Origin of the sequence: Candidatus Palauibacter polyketidifaciens (assembly GCF_947581785.1) — a bacterium.
In the GTDB taxonomy this organism is placed as follows: domain Bacteria; phylum Gemmatimonadota; class Gemmatimonadetes; order Palauibacterales; family Palauibacteraceae; genus Palauibacter; species Palauibacter polyketidifaciens.
Map to the genome: position 1 here is coordinate 21,351 of NZ_CANPVO010000021.1, position 21,322 is coordinate 42,672.

At 67.7% G+C, this 21,322-nt stretch carries 19 protein-coding genes; 12 read left to right on the top strand and 7 right to left on the bottom strand.

Annotated elements, in window-relative coordinates:
• The first annotated feature begins 80 nt into the window (after positions 1-80).
• The 8 genes from recF to thyX all read left to right on the top strand — a co-directional run bounded on the left by recF (position 81) and on the right by thyX (position 8,362).
• On the top strand, positions 81-1,253 hold the full coding sequence (gene recF / locus RN729_RS06725; RefSeq protein ID WP_310782981.1) for a DNA replication and repair protein RecF: 1,173 nt from the start codon (positions 81-83) through the stop codon (positions 1,251-1,253).
• Positions 1,250-1,660, top strand: a complete 411-nt coding sequence (locus RN729_RS06730; RefSeq protein WP_310782983.1) for a DUF721 domain-containing protein — start codon at positions 1,250-1,252, stop codon at positions 1,658-1,660. The genes recF and RN729_RS06730 overlap by 4 nt, the downstream gene beginning before the upstream one ends.
• Positions 1,660-3,621 (top strand): DNA topoisomerase (ATP-hydrolyzing) subunit B, encoded by a 1,962-nt coding sequence (gene gyrB, locus RN729_RS06735; protein WP_310782985.1) that lies wholly within the window; start codon positions 1,660-1,662, stop codon positions 3,619-3,621. Before RN729_RS06730 ends, gyrB begins: the two co-directional genes overlap by 1 nt.
• Before the next feature lie 132 nt (positions 3,622-3,753).
• Positions 3,754-4,098, top strand: a complete 345-nt coding sequence (locus tag RN729_RS06740; protein ID WP_310782987.1) for a hypothetical protein — start codon at positions 3,754-3,756, stop codon at positions 4,096-4,098.
• A gap of 269 nt (positions 4,099-4,367) precedes the next feature.
• Positions 4,368-5,258 carry a hypothetical protein gene (locus tag RN729_RS06745; RefSeq protein ID WP_310782989.1) on the top strand — a complete coding sequence of 297 codons (891 nt, stop codon included), beginning with the start codon at positions 4,368-4,370 and terminating at the stop codon, positions 5,256-5,258.
• Between the two features lie 88 nt (positions 5,259-5,346).
• Positions 5,347-5,631, top strand: a complete 285-nt coding sequence (locus RN729_RS06750; protein WP_310782991.1) for a hypothetical protein — start codon at positions 5,347-5,349, stop codon at positions 5,629-5,631.
• A 217-nt stretch (positions 5,632-5,848) separates the two neighbouring features.
• Positions 5,849-7,336, top strand: coding sequence for a glycerol kinase GlpK (gene glpK, locus RN729_RS06755; RefSeq protein ID WP_310782993.1), 1,488 nt, complete (start codon positions 5,849-5,851; stop codon positions 7,334-7,336).
• Positions 7,337-7,378: 42 nt separating this feature from the next.
• On the top strand, positions 7,379-8,362 hold the full coding sequence (thyX, locus tag RN729_RS06760) for an FAD-dependent thymidylate synthase (RefSeq protein ID WP_310782995.1): 984 nt from the start codon (positions 7,379-7,381) through the stop codon (positions 8,360-8,362).
• Between the two features lie 30 nt (positions 8,363-8,392).
• Here the strand turns inward: thyX and RN729_RS06765 are convergent, their stop codons facing one another.
• The 5 genes from RN729_RS06765 to RN729_RS06785 all read right to left on the bottom strand — a co-directional run bounded on the left by RN729_RS06765 (position 8,393) and on the right by RN729_RS06785 (position 14,314).
• Complete coding sequence (locus RN729_RS06765; RefSeq protein WP_310782997.1) at positions 8,393-10,126, bottom strand: Nramp family divalent metal transporter; 1,734 nt, start codon at positions 10,124-10,126, stop codon at positions 8,393-8,395.
• A complete protein-coding gene (locus RN729_RS06770) occupies positions 10,123-10,926 on the bottom strand; it encodes a hypothetical protein (RefSeq protein WP_310782999.1) in 804 nt (267 codons plus the stop codon). The genes RN729_RS06765 and RN729_RS06770 overlap by 4 nt, the downstream gene beginning before the upstream one ends.
• A gap of 87 nt (positions 10,927-11,013) precedes the next feature.
• Entirely contained in the window at positions 11,014-13,509 is a 2,496-nt protein-coding gene (gene gyrA / locus RN729_RS06775) for a DNA gyrase subunit A (RefSeq protein WP_310783001.1), read from the bottom strand.
• A gap of 76 nt (positions 13,510-13,585) precedes the next feature.
• Positions 13,586-14,023, bottom strand: coding sequence for a hypothetical protein (locus RN729_RS06780; RefSeq protein ID WP_310783002.1), 438 nt, complete (start codon positions 14,021-14,023; stop codon positions 13,586-13,588).
• 45 nt (positions 14,024-14,068) lie between these two features.
• Positions 14,069-14,314, bottom strand: a complete 246-nt coding sequence (locus tag RN729_RS06785; RefSeq protein WP_310783004.1) for a zinc ribbon domain-containing protein — start codon at positions 14,312-14,314, stop codon at positions 14,069-14,071.
• A gap of 164 nt (positions 14,315-14,478) precedes the next feature.
• On the opposite strand from RN729_RS06785, the gene RN729_RS06790 reads away from it, so the two are divergent.
• Positions 14,479-17,301 (top strand): hypothetical protein, encoded by a 2,823-nt coding sequence (locus RN729_RS06790; RefSeq protein ID WP_310783006.1) that lies wholly within the window; start codon positions 14,479-14,481, stop codon positions 17,299-17,301.
• A gap of 25 nt (positions 17,302-17,326) precedes the next feature.
• On the opposite strand, the gene rho is transcribed toward RN729_RS06790, so the two are convergent.
• The gene (rho, locus tag RN729_RS06795) at positions 17,327-18,577 is read right to left on the bottom strand and encodes a transcription termination factor Rho (RefSeq protein WP_310783008.1); all 1,251 of its coding nucleotides are present in this window, start codon (positions 18,575-18,577) and stop codon (positions 17,327-17,329) included.
• 184 nt (positions 18,578-18,761) lie between these two features.
• On the opposite strand from rho, the gene RN729_RS06800 reads away from it, so the two are divergent.
• Positions 18,762-19,115, top strand: coding sequence for a hypothetical protein (locus RN729_RS06800; protein WP_310756058.1), 354 nt, complete (start codon positions 18,762-18,764; stop codon positions 19,113-19,115).
• Positions 19,116-19,140: 25 nt separating this feature from the next.
• Here the strand turns inward: RN729_RS06800 and RN729_RS06805 are convergent, their stop codons facing one another.
• The gene (locus tag RN729_RS06805) at positions 19,141-20,124 is read right to left on the bottom strand and encodes an MlaD family protein (protein WP_310783010.1); all 984 of its coding nucleotides are present in this window, start codon (positions 20,122-20,124) and stop codon (positions 19,141-19,143) included.
• Between the two features lie 157 nt (positions 20,125-20,281).
• Between RN729_RS06805 and RN729_RS06810 the strand changes: the two genes are divergently transcribed.
• Both RN729_RS06810 and RN729_RS06815 read left to right on the top strand, forming a co-directional pair.
• The gene (locus RN729_RS06810) at positions 20,282-20,650 is read left to right on the top strand and encodes a single-stranded DNA-binding protein (protein WP_310783012.1); all 369 of its coding nucleotides are present in this window, start codon (positions 20,282-20,284) and stop codon (positions 20,648-20,650) included.
• A gap of 5 nt (positions 20,651-20,655) precedes the next feature.
• On the top strand, positions 20,656-21,315 hold the full coding sequence (locus tag RN729_RS06815; RefSeq protein WP_310783014.1) for a CDP-alcohol phosphatidyltransferase family protein: 660 nt from the start codon (positions 20,656-20,658) through the stop codon (positions 21,313-21,315).
• Positions 21,316-21,322 lie beyond the last annotated feature (7 nt).

Consider the following 21,322-nt stretch of genomic DNA (forward strand, 5'->3'; position numbering starts at 1 on the left):
CCGGCGCCGCCTTCGGGGCGACGTCTCCAACGGGCAAATTTCCTTGCGATACAAGGGTTTTCGCCGTATTTTGCGGACCTGTGACGAAGACACCGGAGGCACCGTCTATCCGCCAGCCTGAGGCGTCTTCCGCGCCCTTCCTCAGGCGCCTGATCCTTCGCGACTACCGCAACTTCGAACGGCTCGAATGCGAGTTCCCCGAGGCCGGCGTCGCGATCATCGGGCCCAACGGATCGGGCAAGACGAACCTCCTCGAGGCGATCTACTACCTCGAGGTCTTTCGGTCCTTTCGAGGCGTGCGGGACCAGGCGATCGTGCGGTTCGGACAGACGGTGTTTCGGGTGGAAGGCGAGGTTGAGGGGGGGATGTCCGTGGCGGCGGCCTACGACCGGTCGCAACGGATCAAGAAGGTCGAGGTCGACGCGCTCGAAGTGGAGCGGGTTTCGGCCGGGATCGGCTCGGTGGGGGTCGCGGCGTTTCGCCTCGACGACGCCGAGATCGTGCGTGGAGGGCCGACGCTGCGGCGTCGCTTCCTCGACGTCGCGCTCTCGGTGGGCGTGCCGGGCTACCTCCCGGCGCTGCAGCGCTACCGGGGCCTTCTGTCGCAACGGAACGAAGCGCTTCGGCGCGGCCGGTCGAACGACGAGATCGAAGCCTGGACGGAAGGGTTGATCGAGGCGGGTGGAATTCTCACGGAAGGGCGGGCGGAGTGGGTGTTGGAGGGGGCGGAGCGATACGCCGATTTCTACGCGCGGATCTCGGGAGGAGACCGTGCGGGACTTCGGTATTCGGCGTCGGTCGCATCGGACGACGGGGCGGAGGGCCCGGAGGGAGCCGGCTCGTGGGAGGACCGCTTTCGGCACGCGCTGGAGAGGACCGGAGAACGTGAGCGTCGCCAGGGGATGACCATCGTGGGCCCGCACCGCGATGAGATCAGGTTCGAGGTCGAGGCGCCGGAGGGCCCTCGCGACCTCCGGAGCTACGGGTCGAGCGGACAGCAGCGCACGGCCGCGCTCGCCCTGCGCCTGCTCGAAGCGGACCGGCTCAGGGAACGGCTTGGCCGCGAGCCGCTGTACCTCCTCGACGACGTGTTCGCGGAGCTCGACGAGGGGCGCTCGGGCCGGCTGTTCCGCCTCTTCGAGTCCGAGCGGGGCGGGCAGGTGATTCTCACGGCGCCCAAGTCCGGTGACGTGGGGCTGATGGGTGGGAAGCTCGCGCGCTGGCGCCTGCGCAACGGACGACTCATCGCATGAGCGGCACGGCCTCGCCGGCGATGCCTCGCGGCAAGGCGCGACGCCGCGACGCGAGACGTGGCGAGCGGCATCCCGAACCCGTCGGGGGCGTGCTCGCGGAGCTGCTCGATCGCATGGGGATCCGCGAGCGGGTGGAGCGCAGCGCTACGGCGGCGCGCTGGGAGCGGGTCGTGGGTCCGCACATCGCGCGCGTCACGAAGGTTGGCGGGATCAAGGGCGGGACGGTGTTCATCGAAGTGGCCGGTGCGGCCTGGATGACGGAACTGAACATGATGAGGCGAAAGTTGCTGGGCCGTCTGAACAGGGATCGCACCCGCGGCCGGATCGAACGGATCGTGTTCGTGCAGTCCGGGGAACCGTCGCCGACCGCGACGCGACCCGGCCGAACCGAGAAGGGGAGGGGTTGATGGCGAAGTCGACGGCGGGCGGGAAGCCCGTGGAAGATAAGGACGGTAACTCGGACTATACCGCGCGGCAGATCCATGTCCTCAAGGGGCTGGAGGCCGTGCGGAAGCGTCCGGGGATGTACATCGGGTCCACCTCGGGGCGGGGGTTGCACCACCTCGTCTACGAAGTCGTCGACAACTCGATCGACGAGGCGATGGCGGGACATTGTTCCGGGATCGAGGTCACGATCGGGAAGGACCAGTCGATTCGGGTCGTCGACGACGGGCGCGGCATCCCCGTGGACCTTCACCCGACCGAGAAGGTGCCGGGGGTCGAACTCGCCCTCACGACGCTCCACGCGGGCGGAAAGTTCGACAAGTCGAGCTACAAGGTGTCCGGCGGGCTGCACGGCGTGGGCGTTTCCGTCGTGAACGCGCTCTCCGAGTGGCTGCAGGTCGAGGTCCGCCGCGACGGCCACGAGTGGACGCAGCGCTACGAGCGCGGGGTCAGCCAGGGGAAGCTCGCGAAGGGGCGGAAGACGAAGGACACCGGAACCACCGTCACCTTCCGGCCCGACCCCGAGGTCTTCAAGGGGCTCGGGGACACGCTCGAATACAGCTTCGACACGCTCGCCAGCCGGCTCCGGGAACTCGCCTACCTGAACCGGGGCGTACGGATCTCGATCGTCGATCAGCGGAAGGAGGATCTGCGCCGCGACTTCCACTTCGAGGGAGGGATCGCGCAGTTCGTCGAGTATCTGCTGGGGAACAAGACGCCGCTTCACGCGGACGTGATCTCTGTGTCGGGCGCGCAGGACGACACCGAGTTCGAACTCGCGATGCAGTACACGGACGCCTACAGCGAGAACACGTTCACCTTCGTGAACAACATCAACACGCACGAAGGCGGGACGCACCTGTCGGGCTTCAAGGGCGCCCTCACGCGGACCATCAACAACTACGCGCAGCGGAACAACATCCTCAAGAAAGCCGACCCCACGCTGAGCGGAGACGACGTGCGCGAAGGACTCGTCGCCGTGCTCTCCGTCAAGGTCATGGAGCCCCAGTTCGAGGGGCAGACCAAGACGAAGCTGGGGAACAGCGAGGTGCGCGGGATCGTCGAGAGCCTCGTCAACGACCGGCTGGGGACGTGGCTGGAGGAGAACCCCGCGCCATCCCGGAAGATCATCGAGAAGGCGGTCCAGGCCTCCCGGGCGCGGGAGGCGGCGCGAAAGGCGCGGGATCTGACGCGCAAGAAGTCGGCGCTCGAGACCGGCATCCTGCCCGGGAAGCTGGCGGACTGCTCGATCACGGACCCGGAGATCGCGGAACTCTACCTGGTGGAGGGAGACAGCGCGGGCGGGAGCGCGAAGATGGGACGCGACCGCAACTACCAGGCCATCCTCCCACTGCGCGGGAAGATCCTCAACGTGGAGAAGGCGCGCATCGACAAGATCCTCTCGAACGAGGAGATCCGGGCGATGATCACGGCCATCGGAACCGGCATCGAGGGGGAGTTCGACCTCTCGCAGGCGCGGTACCGGAAGGTCGTGATCATGACGGACGCCGATGTGGACGGCGCCCATATCCGCACGCTGCTCCTGACCTTCTTCTTCCGGAAGATGAAGCAGCTCATCGAGGCCGGATACATCTACATCGCGCAGCCGCCGCTGTACCGCGTGTGGAAGGGGAAGACAGAGTTCTACTGCTACAACGAAGCGGAGCGCGTCGCCGCCCAGGCGAGGCTCGACAACGGCAAGGGGAACACCTCGCTGCAGCGCTACAAGGGGCTGGGCGAGATGAACGCCGATCAGCTGTGGCAGACCACGATGAACCCGGAGAAGCGCACGCTGCTCCAGGTGAGGATCGACGAAGCCGCGGAGGCGGACCGGCTCTTCGATACTCTCATGGGCGAGAACGTCGAGCCGCGCCGCGACTTCATCGAGCAGAATGCCCGCTACGTACGTAATCTCGACGTCTGAAGCTCCTCCCGGTCCGCTGCTCGTCGCCGGACCGCGCGGGTTTGATGGCCCGTTGATGCCCGCACCGATCCTTGTGCCAGAGAGGGCGGCAGGGCGTCGCCCTCCGGGATCTCTTAGGGGAGGTGGATGATGATGAGGACGAGGAGAAGCACGAGAACGGCGGGGCCGCTCGCCGCGGCGTGGGTCTTCGCGGGGGCCCTGGCGCTCTCGCTGGCGCAGCCGTCCGAGGCCGCCGCGCAGAGCGAGTGTGGGGGGTACATCTCGGGAGGCCCGAACAATCCGGCGAGTGGAACGCTGGTGGGCTCCAGTCGCGTTACGCTCAGCCTGGGCGCCGGCGCCGGGGTCGAGCGCCTGGGCTTGAACCTCGGGCTCAACGGCGGCATCACGGTGAGCTTCAATGTCGGCACCTACCGGATGCACAATGGCGGTGCCCGGAGTTTCCGGTGCGATAACTACACGGAGTGGGACCTCCAGTGACCCGCGCGCGCGGAGTCAACGGTTCGAGGTCGCGTCCCTCGGGGGCTGCGTATTCGGCCGCGAACCGTCCCCGGCCACCGAGTTCCGCTCGGTGGCCGGGGACTGCGGCACGCACCGTCGCGCTGGGCCTGGTGGGCGCCTTCGGTCTTTCGGGATGTAACGAGGACCCGGACGCCGGCGACGATGGACGGACCTATTTCAGTGAAAGCACCACTCAGGCCTACGAAATCGGATTACCTGAAGCCCGTCTCGGCCCACTGGACGAACGCGTGAGCTTCGGCTCGATCGCCGATATACTGGCCACGCCGAGCGGCTACTTCGTCGCCGACGGGCTCGACCCGCGGATCGTTCTTCTCGACCGGAACCTCGACCCGGTGCGGATCGTCGGCAGAGAGGGGGAGGGACCGGGAGAATACAAGTTCCCGAGTCGACTGGCCCGGGCCGATGACAGGATTCTGGCCCTCGATGGCGGGAACGGGCGAGTCGCGTATCTGACCCTCGAGGGCGATTTCGTGGCCAGCCAGCGGATTCCCGGCTTCGCAAGCGCGGTCGCCCTGCATCCGGAACTTGGGCTGCTCGTCGCGGGCAGCGAGTTTCCGGACCACTATCTGGCGCGGGTTACGGCGCAGGGGGATGCGGCGTTCGGGCGGATCCCGGAGGAGTTGCGCGTCGACGCCGGCGGATTGTTCCGCTGGCCTGTGGATCTGGTCACGGTCACGGCCGATGGCATGATCCATGTCCTCGATGCGGACCAACTCGCACTCGTGAGCTTTCGGCCCGACGGAGCGCTCGCGAGCGTCACCTTCCTGCCAAGAGACATGCGGGCCCGCGAATTGGAGAGCGCTCGGGAGACCGACGAGGTATTCGGAGGGCCGACCCGGGTCCTCGGCACGCAGATGGTGACCACCCTCCGACCTCTCCAGGACGGTCGACTGTTTGCCGGGATCACGTCTGTGCGTCCGGACAGTGCGACTACGAAGGGTCTCGTGCTGGACCTGAAGCGTCTCGAGGCGATCCCTCTGATCTTCCCCGCCGACCGCGACCGACAATCGGCGCGGGGCGCTCGCGTTTACTTGGAGGGACTGGATCGGGCGATGGTCAACCCTATGGCGACTGCGAGCCTTGAAACCGCGCCGGTCGAGCTGGTAGCACGGGACTGATGATGGCCCGTTGATGGCCCCCCGGATCCTAATGTCGGAGAGGGGCGGCAGGGTGTCGCCCTCCTGGACCAATCGGGGGAGGTGGATGATGATGAGGAAGAAGAGAAACTCGTGTGCGATGGGGCCACGCGCGGCGGCACGGATTTTCGCGGGGGGCCTGGCGCTCTCGCTCGTCCAGCCGTCGGAGGCTGCGGCGCAGAGCGCGTGTGGGAAGTACATCTCGGGAGGTCCGGACTATCCAGCGTCCGGGACACTGCTGGGCTCCCAGGGGTTCTCCTTCGATTTGGGCTTCGGTTTTCGCCTGACGTTCAGTGTTGGCACGTACAGGATGCATGACGGATCCAACCTCCACGTCTCGTGTGGCTTCTGGTGAGCCGCGTGCGCGGCGTGACCGGTTCGAGGCGGCGTTCCCCGCAGGTTGAGGTTACGGCCGCGCACCGTCCCCGGCCGCCGAGTGCCGCTCGGTGGCTGGGGATGAACTCACGGTGTTGCCTTCCACTCGGACCTCGTCGGACTGAATCGAGCGGTGCTCAGAGCCTTCGGGAGTTAATGGACTTGAAACCGCGCGGATCGCCTGTAGCCTGGGATCCATGACCGCACCCGCCTTGATCGCGATCGACCAGGGAACGACCTCCACGCGCGCCGTCGCGTTCGATCTCGAGGGGACGGGGGTCGTCAGCGCTCAGCGCGAGTTGCCTCAGAGTTACCCGAGGCCGGGGAGGGTGGAGCACGATCCCGAGCGCATCCGGGACGACGCGGTCGGGGTGGCGCGGGAGGTCATCGAGGCCGCCGAGGCGCACGGGTATCAGGTGGCGGCGATCGGCATCACCAACCAGCGCGAGACGACCGTGGTCTGGGAACGCGCGAGCGGCCGGCCGATTCACCCGGCCATCGTGTGGCAGGACCGGCGAACGGCGAAGGAATGTGCCGCACTTCGCGAGGCGGGGCACGAGGGGTTGATCGCGCGCCGCACCGGTTTGCGGCTCGATCCGTACTTCTCCGGCACGAAGCTGGCATGGATCCTCGACAACGTGCCGGGAGCGCGTGAGGCGGCCGGGAAGGGCGAACTGGCTTTCGGGACGATCGACACCTGGCTGCTCTGGTGCCTGACCGGAGGGCGCGTGCACGCGACGGATGCGTCGAACGCGTCGCGGACCCTCCTCTACGACATCGATGAGGGCCGGTGGCATCCGGAGCTGCTCGAACTGTTGCGTGTGCCCGCCGGAGTGTTGCCCGAGCTCCGCGATTCCGCCGGCGATTTCGGGGAAACGTCCGAGGGACTCTTCGGCCGCAAGATCCCGTTGCGGGGCGTTGCCGGCGACCAGCAGGCCGCGCTGTTCGGGCAGGCGGCGTTCGAGCCGGGTGGGATGAAGTTCACCTACGGGACGGGAGCCTTCGCGCTGCTGAACACGGGCGCGGACCGGCTCGCCTCGCGCCACGGCCTGCTCACGACGGTGGCCTGGCAACTCGGGGGAGAGCGCACGTACGCGCTCGAGGGCAGCATCTTCGTCGCGGGCGCATCGGTTCAGTGGCTGCGCGATGGACTGGGCATCATTTCCGACGCCGCGGAGACAGAAGCGCTCGCCCGCTCCGTGGATTCGACGGGTGGGGTCGTGCTGGTCCCCGCCTTCGTAGGGCTGGGCGGCATCCATTGGGATCCGGAAGCCCGCGCCGCTCTGCTGGGAATGACGCGCGACAGCGGGCGGGCCGAGATCGCGCGGGCGGCGCTCGAGGCGGTCGCCTACCAGTCACGCGAACTGATCGACGCGATGCAGGCCGACGGAGCCCCGCGACCGGATGCCTTGCGCGTGGATGGCGGGTTCACGCGAAACGACTGGGCGATGCAGTTTCTCGCCGACATCCTCGACCTCGAGATCGGGCGCCCGGTCGTGACGGAGACCACCGCGCTGGGGGCGGCGATGCTGGGCGGCCTGGGTGCCGGCGTATTCGCGGATCTGCCGGAGGTCGCGGCGCTGTGGCGCCACGACTGCGCGTGGCGGCCCGTCATGGACGCGGAGATGCGCGAAGCGCTCTATTCCGGGTGGCGGCGCGCGGTCGCCCGCGTGCTCACGAACTGATATTCTGGCGAACAACACCCCCTGTAGCCGCACGAGTAGCTCATGGAAACCACCGGGAGACCGACCGTCCCTGCGGCCGAGGAGATCCTCGGCGGGTATTTCCCCGTACTCGACCACGGGTTCGTCGCGCTCGTCGACTACATGGGCTCAGACGCCGATGTAGAGGCGGCGGCTCGCGTCAGCTACGGGGCCGGCACGCGCCGCGTCAGCCAGACTCGCGGTCTCGTGCGGTATCTGCGGCGCCACGCGCACACGACGCCGAGCGAGATGGTCGAGTTCAAGTTTCACTGCTCCATGCCGATGTTTGTCGCGCGGCAGTGGATTCGACACCGCACGGCGTCCGTCAACGAGCTCAGCGCCCGCTACAGTCTCCTGCCTCTGCTGTTCTACGAACCGGACCACGAGCAGTTCGCCTATCAGAGCCGCCTGAACAATCAGGGCCGGGAGATGGATCCCGCCCCCGGTGACCTCTATCGCAGCGCGGTCGACCGCTGGGAGCAGCTGCGGACGGAAGCGGCCGATGCCTACGGCTGGCTGCTGTCCGAAGATGTCGCCCGGGAACTCGCGCGGATCGACCTCCCCCTCTCCACTTATACGCAGTGGTACTGGAAGATCGATCTGCACAACCTCCTCCACTTCCTTCGACTGCGCGTGGATGCGCATGCGCAGTGGGAAATCCAGCAGTACGGGCGGGTGATGGCCGGCATGCTCCAGCGGGTCGCGCCGCTGAGCTACGAGGCCTGGGTCGACTATGAAGTGTTGGGGGCGCGCCTGAGCGCGGGCGAACTCAAGGTTCTGCGGAGCCTGCTTCGCGCGGACGCCGAGTCGGAATCGATCCGCGCCGAAGGGGTCGCTACGAAGGAAGACCTCAAGGCGGCCGGTCTGGCGCCCCGCGAGATCCGCGAACTGCTGGACAAGCTCTCCGCCGTTGAACGGCCCGACTTCACGCTCGATCTCTCGAAGATGAAGAGCGCGGAGGAAATGTCCGGAAAGATGGCGAAGGCGGTGCCGGAACCCACCGCCTGAGGGGGCCCCGACGGCGATCCGTCGTCCGGCTCACGCCCCTCGCGTCGCCCGACCCGGAAGCGTGCGCGCCGCGAACCATGCCAGCGACGCAATCCACAGCGCGTAGAAAACGATCCGAACCGGGTGCAGGGCCAGCGATTCCTGGAACTGCGGGTCCACGCCTCCGACCAGCATCACCGTCCGCGACAGCTGTTCGGCCGTGAACCATCCCCACAGTATCGCGGCCCACAGAAGACTCCACCGCTTCCATGTCGGCGGCCCCAACTCGGCGGGCAGCCGGCGCACATTCATGTAGCCGACGACGAGCGTGAACAGGAACATGCTCGACATGGTGAAGGGGCCGGCGATGAGGAGCAGGAAGTCGGGCTGGAGCACATCGAGCGCCTCGCCGCCTACCCAGGACGCGGTGATGATCCCCATCGCCGCGAGCACGAAGATCGTCAGGAACACCAGGAAGGTCCGCTTCTGGGTGAAGAAGCGCGTCCTGTATCCGAAGCGTTCGTAGAAAATGCAGCCCGTGATCCGCGTGACGGTGTCGAGGATCGCGAGTTGCGTCGAGAAGATGACAAAGGATCCGCCCAGGAGGAACGCGACCCGAAGCCACAACCCGCCGACGCGCTCGATCGCCTCGCCCTGAAGCGTCACCATGGTGGTCAGGTCGCCGGCCAACTCGGGGTTCCCGGTTCCGAGCGTCGTCACGACGAGCATGCACGTGATGACGACGCTCAGCAGCGTCAGGAGCACGAACGTGACAAGCAGTTCCTGGTGGACGATCCTCATCCAGCCTCTGAAACGCCCGAGTTGGGTGGCATCGTTCGTGTCGAAGACGAACCCGGTCGTGCTGATGTCCTCATTGCGTCCACGGATGCCGGCGATCCGTCCCTGGAACCGCGCCATCCCGAAGCCCTTGTCGCGCAGCCAGAGCGACTGCGCGAGGAGCAGCGTGCCCCCCGTCCCCGCATACGCCACCGCGAGGATCAGCGTCGGAAACTGATCGCCCGTGAACAGTTCAGCCGGGGCGCTACCGAAGGAGCCGGCGCCGACCACCAGTTCAAGCAGGTGCGACGGGACGAGGCCGACCACCAGAAGCGTGATGAGCAACAGGGGGAAGAACCCGGCCACCAGCGCGATCTCGCACCGTTCCAGAACGTTGTAGACGATCCGGGACACCGCGAGCCCGAACCAGATGAAGAAGAGCATGAGCAGCGCCATCGGCTGCCACTGGATCTGCGGGCCGCCGCTGATCACGATGATCTGGCCCACGAACTCCGCCGACTGCGAGGCCCAGCCGGGCCAGAAGAAGCTCACCAGTGTCGCGACGAGGAAGAGCCACGGCCAGAACCCGAGCCGGTCGAGCCGAGCCATGCCGGCGAACGTCGACTCGCCGGTCGCGATCGTCCAGCGTTCGATTTCTCCGATGACGACGAACTGGGTCACAACGCCGATCCAGAAGAGCCACCAGATGGAGAAACCGTTCGCGGCGACGAGGTTGGGCCAGAGTAGAAATTCGCCACTGCCCAGGCCCATGCCGAGCGCGATGACGGAGGGGCCGATGACGTGCCTGAGGCGAGGCACCCGCGACATGCGCCGGACGAACTTGAAGGGCGGTCCGTGGCCGCGCCGCGGGAAGTCGGCGGTGTCCGGCGCGTCCGGTACCGTGCTCTCGTCGAGCGGTTGATAGATGCCGGCCCGGTACCGGCGTCCCTCCTCGTCGCTCGCGGCGATCGCGTCCGGCACCATCGCCCCGGATCCGGGTTCGTTCAAAACGTCGGCGGGTCGAAGCGTCCCTCGGGCACCGTCTCGCCCGCGGCGACGTCCTCGAAGTAGATGAAGCGGCCTCCGCCATCGAGGAGCCGGGTCATGGCGAACCGGATGTCGCCGACGGGCTCCCAGTCGGACCACCAAATGACGTCCCCGGGCGCCTCCGCCCGCCCCAGGTGATACTGCCAGGCGACCATCCGTCCGGACGCATCGAGGAAGCCCCAGTACTGGTCCTCGGTCACACCCAGGCCCTGGTCGAAGCCGAGGTGGATCACGTCGTAGACCCTGCCGTCGGAGAGCGTGCGAGTGCCCTCATACGTGAGGTGCACGCCCGGGTCTTCCCACTTGTAGGGCATGATCGCCCAGTAGGTGTCGTTGATAAAGGCGCCATAGCCGCGCCGGAGCGCGGAATCCCGCGCGGCGCCGGCCAGCTCCTCGCCCGCGACCCACGCGCGTCCGGACGGAACCTTCTCGAGCTCGGGATGCGGCTCGACCTCGTTCACGTTGAAGAGCAGGAGGTGGGACGTTCCGTCCTCCGCCCAGGCGACGCGATACCGTCCGTCGTACCGGTCCCACGAATGTTCGCGATTTGCCACGACCTCGCCATCGCGTTCCACGATCCAGCGGAACGACAGGTATCGCGTTCGATCCCACGCCTCCCGTCCACCGAGATTTTCGGCCAGACGCGCGGCGTGCGTGGCCGCGGGGTCGTTCGCCGCCGCCGCCGCGGTCCCTCCGTCTTCCTGCGCCCCGCCGCACGCGACGAGCGCGGACACCGCCAACACCACAATGGGTCTGTGCATGGGATCTCTCCGGACGGGCTGCAAAAGCGAAGCCGGAAGCTAGTGTCGTGTCCCGGAAATTCGCCATGCGAGCACCGGAGACCGCTGTCAGCCTTCGAACTCGAACTCGGCCTGCGAGTCCTCGCCGGCTTCGCCGCGGAGTGGAGATCCGGCGCGCGCAGGGCGTCCCGAGTGCATCGGGTGTACCGCCTCGACCGCAACGCCCGCCGGCAGTCGCACGGCCGGGCGCCCGGCCTCGCGAGGAGAGCGACGGATCACGCTGGCCGCCGACGTCGCCTCCACGGAGCCATCGGACAGTTCCCACGCCACCTCGTCCGCGTCGTGTGCTTCGGTGAATCCCACGAGGCCGCCGGTCCGCTCTCGCTCGGGGAGGACGGTGAACCCCTTGCCCGCCCGTCCCTGGACCTTGAATTCCGTGAACGGAATGCGCTTTCCGTAGCCCGCGGCGGTTGCCACGAGCAGATCGGAATCCGCGCGCGGAGCCGCCGCGGCGACCACGACATCGTCGCGCGCGAGGTCGATGGCTTTGACGCCGCGCGCCGTGCGGCCCATCACGCGGGTGACGGACTCGGGGAACCGGATCGCCTGGCCCGACCGCGTCGCGAACAGGAGGTCGCTGCTCCCTTCGGTGACGAACGCGGCCACGACCTCGTCGCCGCGCGCGATTCGGGCACCGATGATCCCTGCGCTCCGGGCGTTCGCGTACTCGGACAGCGCCGAGCGCTTCACGTGCCCCCGTCTCGTGGCGATGACGAGGAACCGGTCATCGGCGAAGGTCTCCGCTGCGAGCAGCGCGACGATCTCGTCCCCCAGCTCCAGCTCGATGAACTCTTCCACGTGGCGGCCCCGAGAACTCCGCGTGCCCCTCGGCAGCGCCGAGACGGGTAGCGCGTGCGCGTTGCCGCGGGCCGTGATCGCGAGGAGCGTATGCGCTCCCCGCGTCAGGAACGCGTGGCGTGCGAAGTCGCCTTCGCGGGCGGACAGCACTTCGGCGCCCGCCATCCCCCCGCCGGTCGCGGCCGGCTGCGCCTTCACGTAGCCGCCGCGACTCACCAGCACCAGCTGCGCCTCGCCCCCGCCACCCTTCGACAGCCGGAACTCCGCGTCATCGTCGAGAATCTCCGTCCGCCTGGGGTCGTTGTAGCGGCGTGCGAGCTCCCGGATCTCGTCGCGGAGGAATCCCCGCCGGGCCGCCTCGTCCTCCACGAGCGCGGTCAGACGCGTGATCTCCTCCCGCAGCGCCTGCAGTTCCTCCGCCAGCCTGTCCCGCTCCAGACCCGTCAGCCGGACGAGCCGCATCGCAAGAATCGCGTCCGCCTGCCGCTCCGTGAGGCTGAACGCCGCGAGGAGTGCCTTCCGCGCGCCTGCCGGCGTCTTCGAGCCGCGGATGATGTCGATGACGCGGTCGATTTCGTCGAGCGCCGTCCGCAGCCCCTCGACGACGTGGGCGCGGTCCCGGGCGCGGGCGAGGTCGTGCGCCGCGCCGCGGCGGATCACGGAGAGGCGGTGGTCGATCCACGTACCGAGGACTGTTCTCAGGTCCAGCTCCTCGGGCTTGCCATCGACGAGCGCGAGCATGATGACGCCGAACGTGTAGCGGAGCTGCGTCTTCTTGAACAGGGTCGCGAGCACCTTCTTCGGCTTCGCGTCGCGCTTGAGTTCGATCACGAGCCGGATTCCGTCCCGGTCCGACTCGTCGCGCAGGTCGGTGATCGCGTCCGCCCGCCCGGCGCGCACGAGCTTCGTGATCTGCTCAATAACGCGCGTCTTGTTCACCTGGTAGGGAAGTTCCGTGACGATCAGCGAACTCTTCCCGAACCGACCTTCCTCCAGGTGGACCCTCGCGCGCATGTCGAGTCGTCCGCGCCCGGTCCGGTAGGCGGACTCGATGCCGGCCCGGCCCTGGATGTATGCGCCCGTCGGGAAGTCCGGCCCGGGCAGGCGGGCGAGGAGCTCGTCGCTGTCGCAATGCGGGTTCGCGACGAGGTGGTCGACCGCGGCGAGGAGCTCCCCCGCGTTGTGCGGCGGGATCTTCGTCGCCATGCCGACCGCGATCCCGTCGCTGCCGTTCAGCAGGAGGTGCGGCAGCCGGCAGGGCAGAACCACCGGTTCGGTCAGGCGCCCATCGAAGTTGGGCCGCGTGTCGACGGTGTCGCGCTCAATGTCGGCGAGGAGGTCCATCGCGACCGGCGTCATCCGCACTTCCGTGTAGCGGTAGGCGGCGGCCGAATCGCCATCGATCGAACCGAAGTTACCCTGGCCGTCGATGAGCGGATAGCGCAGCGAGAAGTCCTGGACCATGCGGACGATGGTGTCGTACACCGCGCCATCCCCATGCGGGTGATACCGGCCCAGCACGTCGCCCACGACCGTCGCGCTTTTCTTGTGCGGGCGCGAGGGGCGCATCCCTTCCTCAAGCATCGCGTACAGGATTCGGCGGTGAACGGGCTTCAGACCGTCGCGGGCATCGGGGAGCGCACGCTGCACGATGACGCTCATCGAGTAGTCGATGAACGACTCGCGCATCTCCTGCTCGAGCGCGCGGCGTTCGATGCGTTCGTGCTGCAGGGTGCCTTGCGTCACTGCCGTGCCTCCTCTTCCACCTCAACCATCCTCGTCATCATCATCCCGCGCCGGCCCCGGCCGGCGGGACCCTGTGCTACTCACACAGCAGGTCGGCGGTCGCGCGCTGCGCCTCGGAAGGCGTCGCGGGCATGGCGATCACGAAGCCCTTGCGGTTCGCCGCGTCGGGCAGATGGATCAGCATGGGACCCGACGGGAACGGGTCCGGCGCGCGTGCCGCGAGTCCTTCCTCCGAGATCGTGAAGAGGTTCCCGGGCTCGAGGCGGGAAGCGAGCCACGCCCCGTAGGAAAGCCACGCCGCCAACGTATCGTCGCCCCCCGCTACGCCTTCCACCTCCGACCGGTAGCGTGCAACGGCACGCTCGTAGGCTTCGCCGTCGCGCGTCTTCAACCGCAGGAGGAGTTGTCGGTAGAGGGGCTGTACGTCCTCGATCCCGTGCTCGGCCAGCGCCTGCGCGTAGGTCTCCGTCATCCCATCCTCTCCGTCCGCGTCGCCACGCGCGTCCGTTTTCACGGGTCCGCCACACTCACATGTTCCCGGGGCGTCCGCCCGCGGGGATCAGTCGTTATGGGCCAGTTCGTACTCCCGCTGCGCTCGCGTCCGTTCGCTCCCGAGCTTCGCGTCGCGTTTCTTCGCCGCGGCAAGCGACCGTTCCCTGCGGGCATCGGAGTGGACGCGCGGGAGGGAGATGAGTCGGTCCAGCTCCGCACTCCCGCATGAAGAGCACGCGGGCGTCATCGACCCCCTCACGAGGAGTTCGAACTCGTGTGAGCACTCGCGGCACCGGTACTCGTATATCGGCATGGACCCTCCAGTCGCGCGGTACTCCGCAGCATGCTTTTCAACGGTCCCGCGGGCAAGTCGCCGCCCGCCTCACGGATCCCCGGCGCGGTCTCCGCTTTGACAGACTCCGACCGCCGGTCGGATAATGCCGGATTGCCACCCGGATCCGCACCGAGAGAGACTCCATGCCATACGCATCGCGCACCTGCGCCCCCTCGACGATCGTACTCGCGCTCTTTGCGGCCGTACTCGCGCCGTCAGCGCCCGCCCATGCCCAGGACGGAGCGCGGGATGAAGACGCGCAGGCCGTCATCAACGCCCCCGGGCACCCGCTGCTCCAGGGGTTCCGGTGGCGGTCCATCGGCCCGACGGAGCAGGGCGGCCGCGTCGACGACCTCGCGGTCCACCCCGAGGACACGCGGATCTTCTACGTCGGCTTCGCGACCGGCGGCCTTTGGAAGACGACGAACAACGGGACGACCTTCGAATCGATCTTCGACAGCCACGAGACGCACTCCATCGGCGCCCTCGCCCTCGCGCCCTCCGATCCGGAAGTCCTCTACGTGGGCACGGGCGAGGCGAACAACCGGCAGAGTTCGTCCTTCGGTTACGGGGTCTACAAGAGCACCGACGGCGGCGCCACGTTCGCGCACATGGGACTCCGGGAGACGCAGAGCATCGCGCGCGTCCTCGTCCACCCGACGAATCCCGATGTCGTGTGGGTAGCCGCGGTCGGCCATCTCTTCGGCCCGAACGCCGCGCGCGGCGTCTTCAAGTCCAGCGACGGAGGGGAGAGCTGGCGCCACGTCCTCGCGGTGGATGAGGACACCGGCGCGACGGATCTCGTCATGGACCCGTCGAATCCCGACGTCCTGTTCGCCTCCACCTATCAGCGTCGACGCAACGTGTGCTGTTTCGTCGGCGGAGGGCCCGGAAGCGGAATCTGGCGGTCCGGGGACGGCGGAGAGAGCTGGTCGCCCGTCGAGGGAGGCGGCCTCCCCGCCGGCACGCTGGGCCGCATCGCGCTCGCCATGACGCCCGCCGATCCCGATGTCGTCTATGCCCAGATCGAAGTCGCCGCGGACCGGGAGACGCCGCTCTCCGAGGAGGAGCAGGACGAATGGCGACGGCTCGCGAGAGTCGATTCCCTCCCGCCCGACCCGCAATGGTCCGGGGTCTGGCGCTCGGCGGACAAGGGCCGCACGTGGGAGTTCCGGAGCAACGAGAACGGACGCCCCATGTACTTCAGCCAGATCCGCGTGTCCCCCGAGGATCCGGATCTCGTCTACACCGTGGATCAGCGGGTGTCGAAATCGCGCGACGGCGGCCGCACGTGGGAGGTGCTGAGCGGGTACGGTCACGTCGATCAGCACGCCGTCTGGATCGATCCGGCCGACCACGATCACCTCGTGATCGGCAACGACGGGTCGGTCGATGTGAGCTGGGACCAAGGCGAGACGTGGGAAGCGCTGCGGCCGTGGGCCGTCGGGCAGCCCTATCACGCCTCCGTGGACATGCGGCGCCCCTACTACGTGTGTACGGGCCTCCAGGACAACGGAAGCTGGTGCGGGCCGAGTTCCGTGCGCTCGGGGCCGATCCTCTCGGAGGACTGGTATCGCGTCGGCGGCGGGGACGGGTTCTACACGCAGGTGGACCCGACGGACCCGGCGATCGTGTTCGTCGAATCCCAGAACGGGCGGCTCCGGCGCGTGGATCTGCGCGAGGGCGTCACGCGCCCCATCACGCCCCAGGCTCCGGATGAGGAGGATCCGGCGGACACGAACATCGCCCCCGCCCCGTCGCCGGACACCGGGATCCGGTGGAACTGGAACACGCCCTTCCTCCTCTCCCCGCACAACCCGCGCACGCTGCACGCGGGCGGCAACCGCTTCTTCACGTCGCGCGACCGGGGAGAGACGTGGACGATGAGTCCGGACCTTTCGAAGGACATCGACCGGGACGCCGAGGTTCTGATGGGGGTGGCCAACCGCATCCCGCGATGCAACCAGTTCGAACGCGGGACAGAGTGCACCCTGTCGCGCAACGACGGCGTCTCGATGTGGGGCAGCATGACGTCCATCGCCGAGTCGCCCATCGTCCCGGGCCTTCTCTGGGCCGGGACCGACGACGGCAACATCCAGGTGAGCCGCGACGGCGGGGCGACGTGGACCGAGGTGAGCCGGAATCTCCCCGGAGGTACGACGCGGCACTACGTGTCCCGGGTGGAAGCCTCTCATGTGGACGCGGCGACCGCGTACGTCTCGATCGACGGGCACAAGAACGACGACCTGCGACCCTATGTGTACGTGACCCGCGACTACGGTGCGACGTGGGAGGACATCACGTCGAATCTGCCCTCGTTCGGAAACGTGAACACGGTCCGGCAGGACCCGCGGAATCCCCGCCTCCTCTATGTCGGCACGGAGTTCGGCTTCCACGTCTCGTTCGACGAGGGCGGCACGTGGCACGATTTCATGCCGGGCCTGCCCGTGGTCCGCATCGACGACGTGCTCGTCCACCCCCGCGAGAACGACCTCGTGCTCGCGACACACGGCCGCAGCATCTACGTGCTCGACGACGTCACGGCCCTCCAGGCGATGACTGACAGCATCCGGGCGAGCGACGCACACCTCTTCGACCCGCGTCCCGCCGTCCTCTGGAAGAACGACATTCAGCGCCGCCGCTCCCTCACGGGCGACAAGAACTGGACGGGCGAGAGCGCCCCCGCCGGTACGATGATCCAGTACTACCTGGGCTCTCCGGCCGACGTGTCGATCGAGGTCTCGGAACTCGCCACGGGGAGAGTTGTGCGCGACCTCGAGGGGACCGGCCGGCCGGGCCTGAACCGCGTCGCCTGGGATCTGCGCATGAACCCGGGCCTCCGGAATCAGGGCGGGGCCGGGCTGCCCGTGTCCCCGGGCATGTACCGCGTGACGCTGACGGTGGGGGAGGCCACGCGCTCGGCGCTCCTGGAGGTGCTGGAGGACCGCTGGCTGCAGGCGCCGTGAGACGGCGCGCGAGCCGTGGAGTCGGCTATCCGCCGGCCATCGAGTCGAGGAACTCCTGGTTCGTTTCCGTGCGCTGCAGCCGCTCGATCATGAACTGAATCGCCTCGGCCGGCGGCATGTCGGAGAGGAAGTTCCGCAGCAGGTACATCCGGTTGAGTTCGACCTCGTTCAAGAGGAGTTCCTCCTTGCGCGTGCTCGAGCGGTTGAGGTCGATCGCGGGGTAGATCCGCTTGTCGGAGATCTGGCGGTCCAGGAGAACCTCGCTGTTGCCCGTGCCCTTGAACTCCTCGAAGATGACCTCGTCCATCCGGCTGCCCGTCTCGATCAGGGCCGTCGCGATGATCGTGAGGCTGCCGCCCTCTTCGATGTTCCGGGCCGCGCCGAAGAAGCGCTTGGGCCTGTGGAGCGCGTTCGCATCCACGCCGCCGGAGAGGATCTTGCCCGAGTGGGGGACCGTCGTGTTGTAGGCCCGCGCGAGGCGCGTGATCGAGTCGAGGAGGACCACGACATCGTGCTGGTATTCGACGAGCCGCTTCGCCTTCTCGATCACCATCTCCGCCACCTGAGTGTGGCGGTCCGCGGGTTCATCGAAGGTGGATGAGATGATCTCTGCCGGAACGTTCTCCTCCATGTCCGTGACCTCTTCGGGCCGCTCGTCGATGAGGAGCACGATCACCTTCGCGTCCGGCTGGTTCTCCACGATCGCGTTCGCGATCTTCTGCAGCAGGATCGTCTTCCCGGCCTTGGGCGGCGAGACGATGAGGCTGCGCTGCCCCTTCCCGATCGGCGCGATGAGGTCGAGAATCCGCATCGACACGTCGCCGTCTTCCTGCTCGAGGACGAGCCGTTCCTCCGGATACCGCGGCCGCAGGTTGTCGAACGCGATCCGGTGCTTCGCCTTGTCCGGGTCCACGCCGTTCAGCGTCTCCACCTTCAGCAGGGCGAGGTAGCGCTCTCCCTCCTTCGGCGGCCGCACGCGGCCCTGGATGGTGTCTCCCGTCCGCATGTCGAAGCGCTTGATCTGCGACGGGGAGACGTAGATGTCGTCCGGGCCGTACAGGTAGTTCCAGTCCTGGCTCCTCAGAAAGCCGTAACCCTCCGGCAGAATCTCGAGGACGCCCTCGCCCCGGAGGACGATGTCGGAATCGAGGAGATTCTGCTCGATCCGAAAGATCAGGTCCTGTTTTCGAAGGCCCGAGAAGTTGTGAATGTCGAGTTCTTCGGCCATGTCATGAAGTTCGCCGATCGACTTCGACTTGAGTTCGGCGATGTCCATCGCCTTCCTCCGGAAGAGAGTGAGCCGGGCTGCAGCCATGCCGCGTGCGGCATGATCGGTTCGTGAGGTGTCCTGCTTGCGGCCGGGGGATGTGGTCCGAGGTGGACCCACCGACCATAATAGTGCCGCCGGGCACGGTCAAGGCGACCGCGCCTCAACGATCACTGCGACCCTCGAGCGCCGGATGGCCAGACACAATCGCGAAGGAAGGGGACTCGACCAGCTCGGCAATCTGTGGCGGATAAGCTATCAGCCCGACTGGTTCCGTTTGTTGAAGTTGTCGCGGCCGGTGCCCGGCGGGCGCCGCTCCTCCCGCACGCTGTGCCGCAATCCGGCGCGTACGGCGGACGCGGAACCCGGCCGATCCGTGCGGACGCGGATCACGGCTGCGGATGGGTCCGTCGACGTGGCGGTTTCCATCGAAGACCGCGACCAGGTCGTCGACCATGTCATCATCGGGATTCGCCGAAAGCGCGGCAGGAAGACGGAACTGCTCAAGTTCGCCGTCCACGGCGGCCTTCCGAAGCGGAGGATCTAGGAAGCCGCGGGCTGGAAGGCGCGGGCTAGAAGACGCGGACGCGCAGCCAGCGCGACGGGTTGTAGCCGAGATCTTCCGCCAGTCCGGCGGCCGCCGTGCGCAGGGCGGAGAGTTGACGTCGGACTTCCTCATCCATCAGCGCCCGGCCCGCCGTTCCCTCGCCGCGGTCCAGCCGCTCGGTGATCGCCGAGAGTCGCGACATCACCGCGTCCAGCGCGTCGAGCGTCGTTTCCAGATTCTGAACGGCGCTCGCCATTTGGGGCGCGGCCTCCCAGGTCGCGAGCCGTCCCTGCACCCGTCGCGCGGCCGCACTCACGAGCGTGTCCGTCGCGAGCCCGACGAGGGAGGAGCGCCGAAGATCTCGCTGGAGCAGTTCCTCCAGCGACTCGAGACTGCCTTGCAGTCCGGCCAGCGTGCCCGGATCCTCGCGAAAGCGGGCGAGCGAGCCCTGATCCGAACCCAGCACGTCCCGCGCCTCGGTGGCGTCGACTTCGAGCGTGCGCACCGCCTGTAGCAGCGAATCCGACAGCGCCATCACCGTCTCCGGATCGATCGGCGGACCGGAAGCTCGCAGCGTGTCCGCAAAATTCCAGGGGGGCGCGGAGCCCGAGCCCGGGTTCACGGAGAGGACGACGGGCGCCACGAGATCCGATGGCCGGACGTCCGCGGTGGCATCCGCCCGCAAGATGGGCTCGGCGACCCGGTCAATGACGGCGTCGATGATGACGTGGCTCTCGAACGGCCCATCGCGGTCGCTCTCCTCGGGAGGCTGGAAAGAGACCGACAGGACGCGCCCGACCGCCCTCCCCGCCACCCAGACCGCGGAACCCGGCCCGAGCCCCTCGGCCGAATGGGCGAGCGCCGTGATTCGCGGGCCCTCGAGCGTCGCGCGGACGATGAGCTCGATGACGGAGATTGCGGCCGAAAGGACGATCGCGCAGGCAATCAGGATCAGGCCCCGTCGGGCCCGGGTGCGCGCGGCGTCTGAAGTGAGGCCCGTCCGGATCATCCCTGAGCAGACCCACTTCCGGTCTCGGCGTCAAGGCGGGACCCGCCAGTTCGGGCGGTGGGGGAGATGCGGTTTGAGGCGACCTCCCCGTACCGGAGATTCGCGTGCCTTGTTGCGCCCTGCCGCGCCCATTCACGCATCACAAAGGAGAGGAACCATGTCGAGAACCGTGAACCGGGTCATTCTCGTCGGAAACGCCGGCAGCGACCCCGATGTGCGCGAGACCGCTTCCGGCACCGCCGTCGCACATCTGTCGCTCGCGACCAACCGCGTGTTTCGCAAGAACGGGGAGACCCAGCGTCGTACCGATTGGCACCGGCTCACGTTCTGGCGTCGTCAGGCCGAGACCGTCGGCGAGTATGTGCACAAGGGTTCGCGCCTCTACGTCGAGGGCCACCTCGAGTACGGGTCGTTCGAACGTGACGGAATCGCGATCCCCACCGTGGACGTGGTCGTGGAGGACATGGTGATGCTGGATCCGCGACCGGACGACGCGGCGGCCGACAGCGCCGAGCTTCCGCAGTAAACCTCGTGCACCGCGCCGCAATCGGCGAACCGTCGGAGACGCTCGCCGGCGCACTGGAGACCCGCCCCAGGAACGTGCATCTTCCCGTACGTGGGGCGGGTCCGTCGACCAAATCGAAGCGGAGGCATCCGATACAGACACACGATCCGGGGTTCCTGACCCTGTCGAATCTTCTGTCCCTGAGCCGCATACCGCTCGGCCTCGCCTTCATCGTGGTCTCGGACCCCGGCGTGATGGCCGTGCTCGTGGCCACGGCCGGCGCGACGGACGTCCTCGATGGGTTCATCGCCCGGGTTAGCGGGACGCGCTCCCAGGTCGGACTCCTGCTCGACCCGCTCTGCGACAAGCTCTTCGTCCTGCTCGCTCTCTCCGGCTTCCTGGCGGCGGGCGGGCTCGACGCGGTGTCGTTCCTGATCCTGATCCTCAGGGATCTCTATACCGCCGGGTGCTATCTCCTGGCCCGGCTGGTCTCCATCATCATCCCCTTCAGGCCCCGGTGGCCGGGAAAAATCGCGACCGGCCTGCAGTTTCTCACGCTGCTCGCCCTCATTTTCAACCCTCGGTATGTTCCCGCACTCGTTTTGCTCGTCGGCGCGACGTCGGCATGGGCGATCATCGATTACGGAACTCACTGCCTCCGGCGGAAGTGGAAGAGCGCGACCTGACGATCGC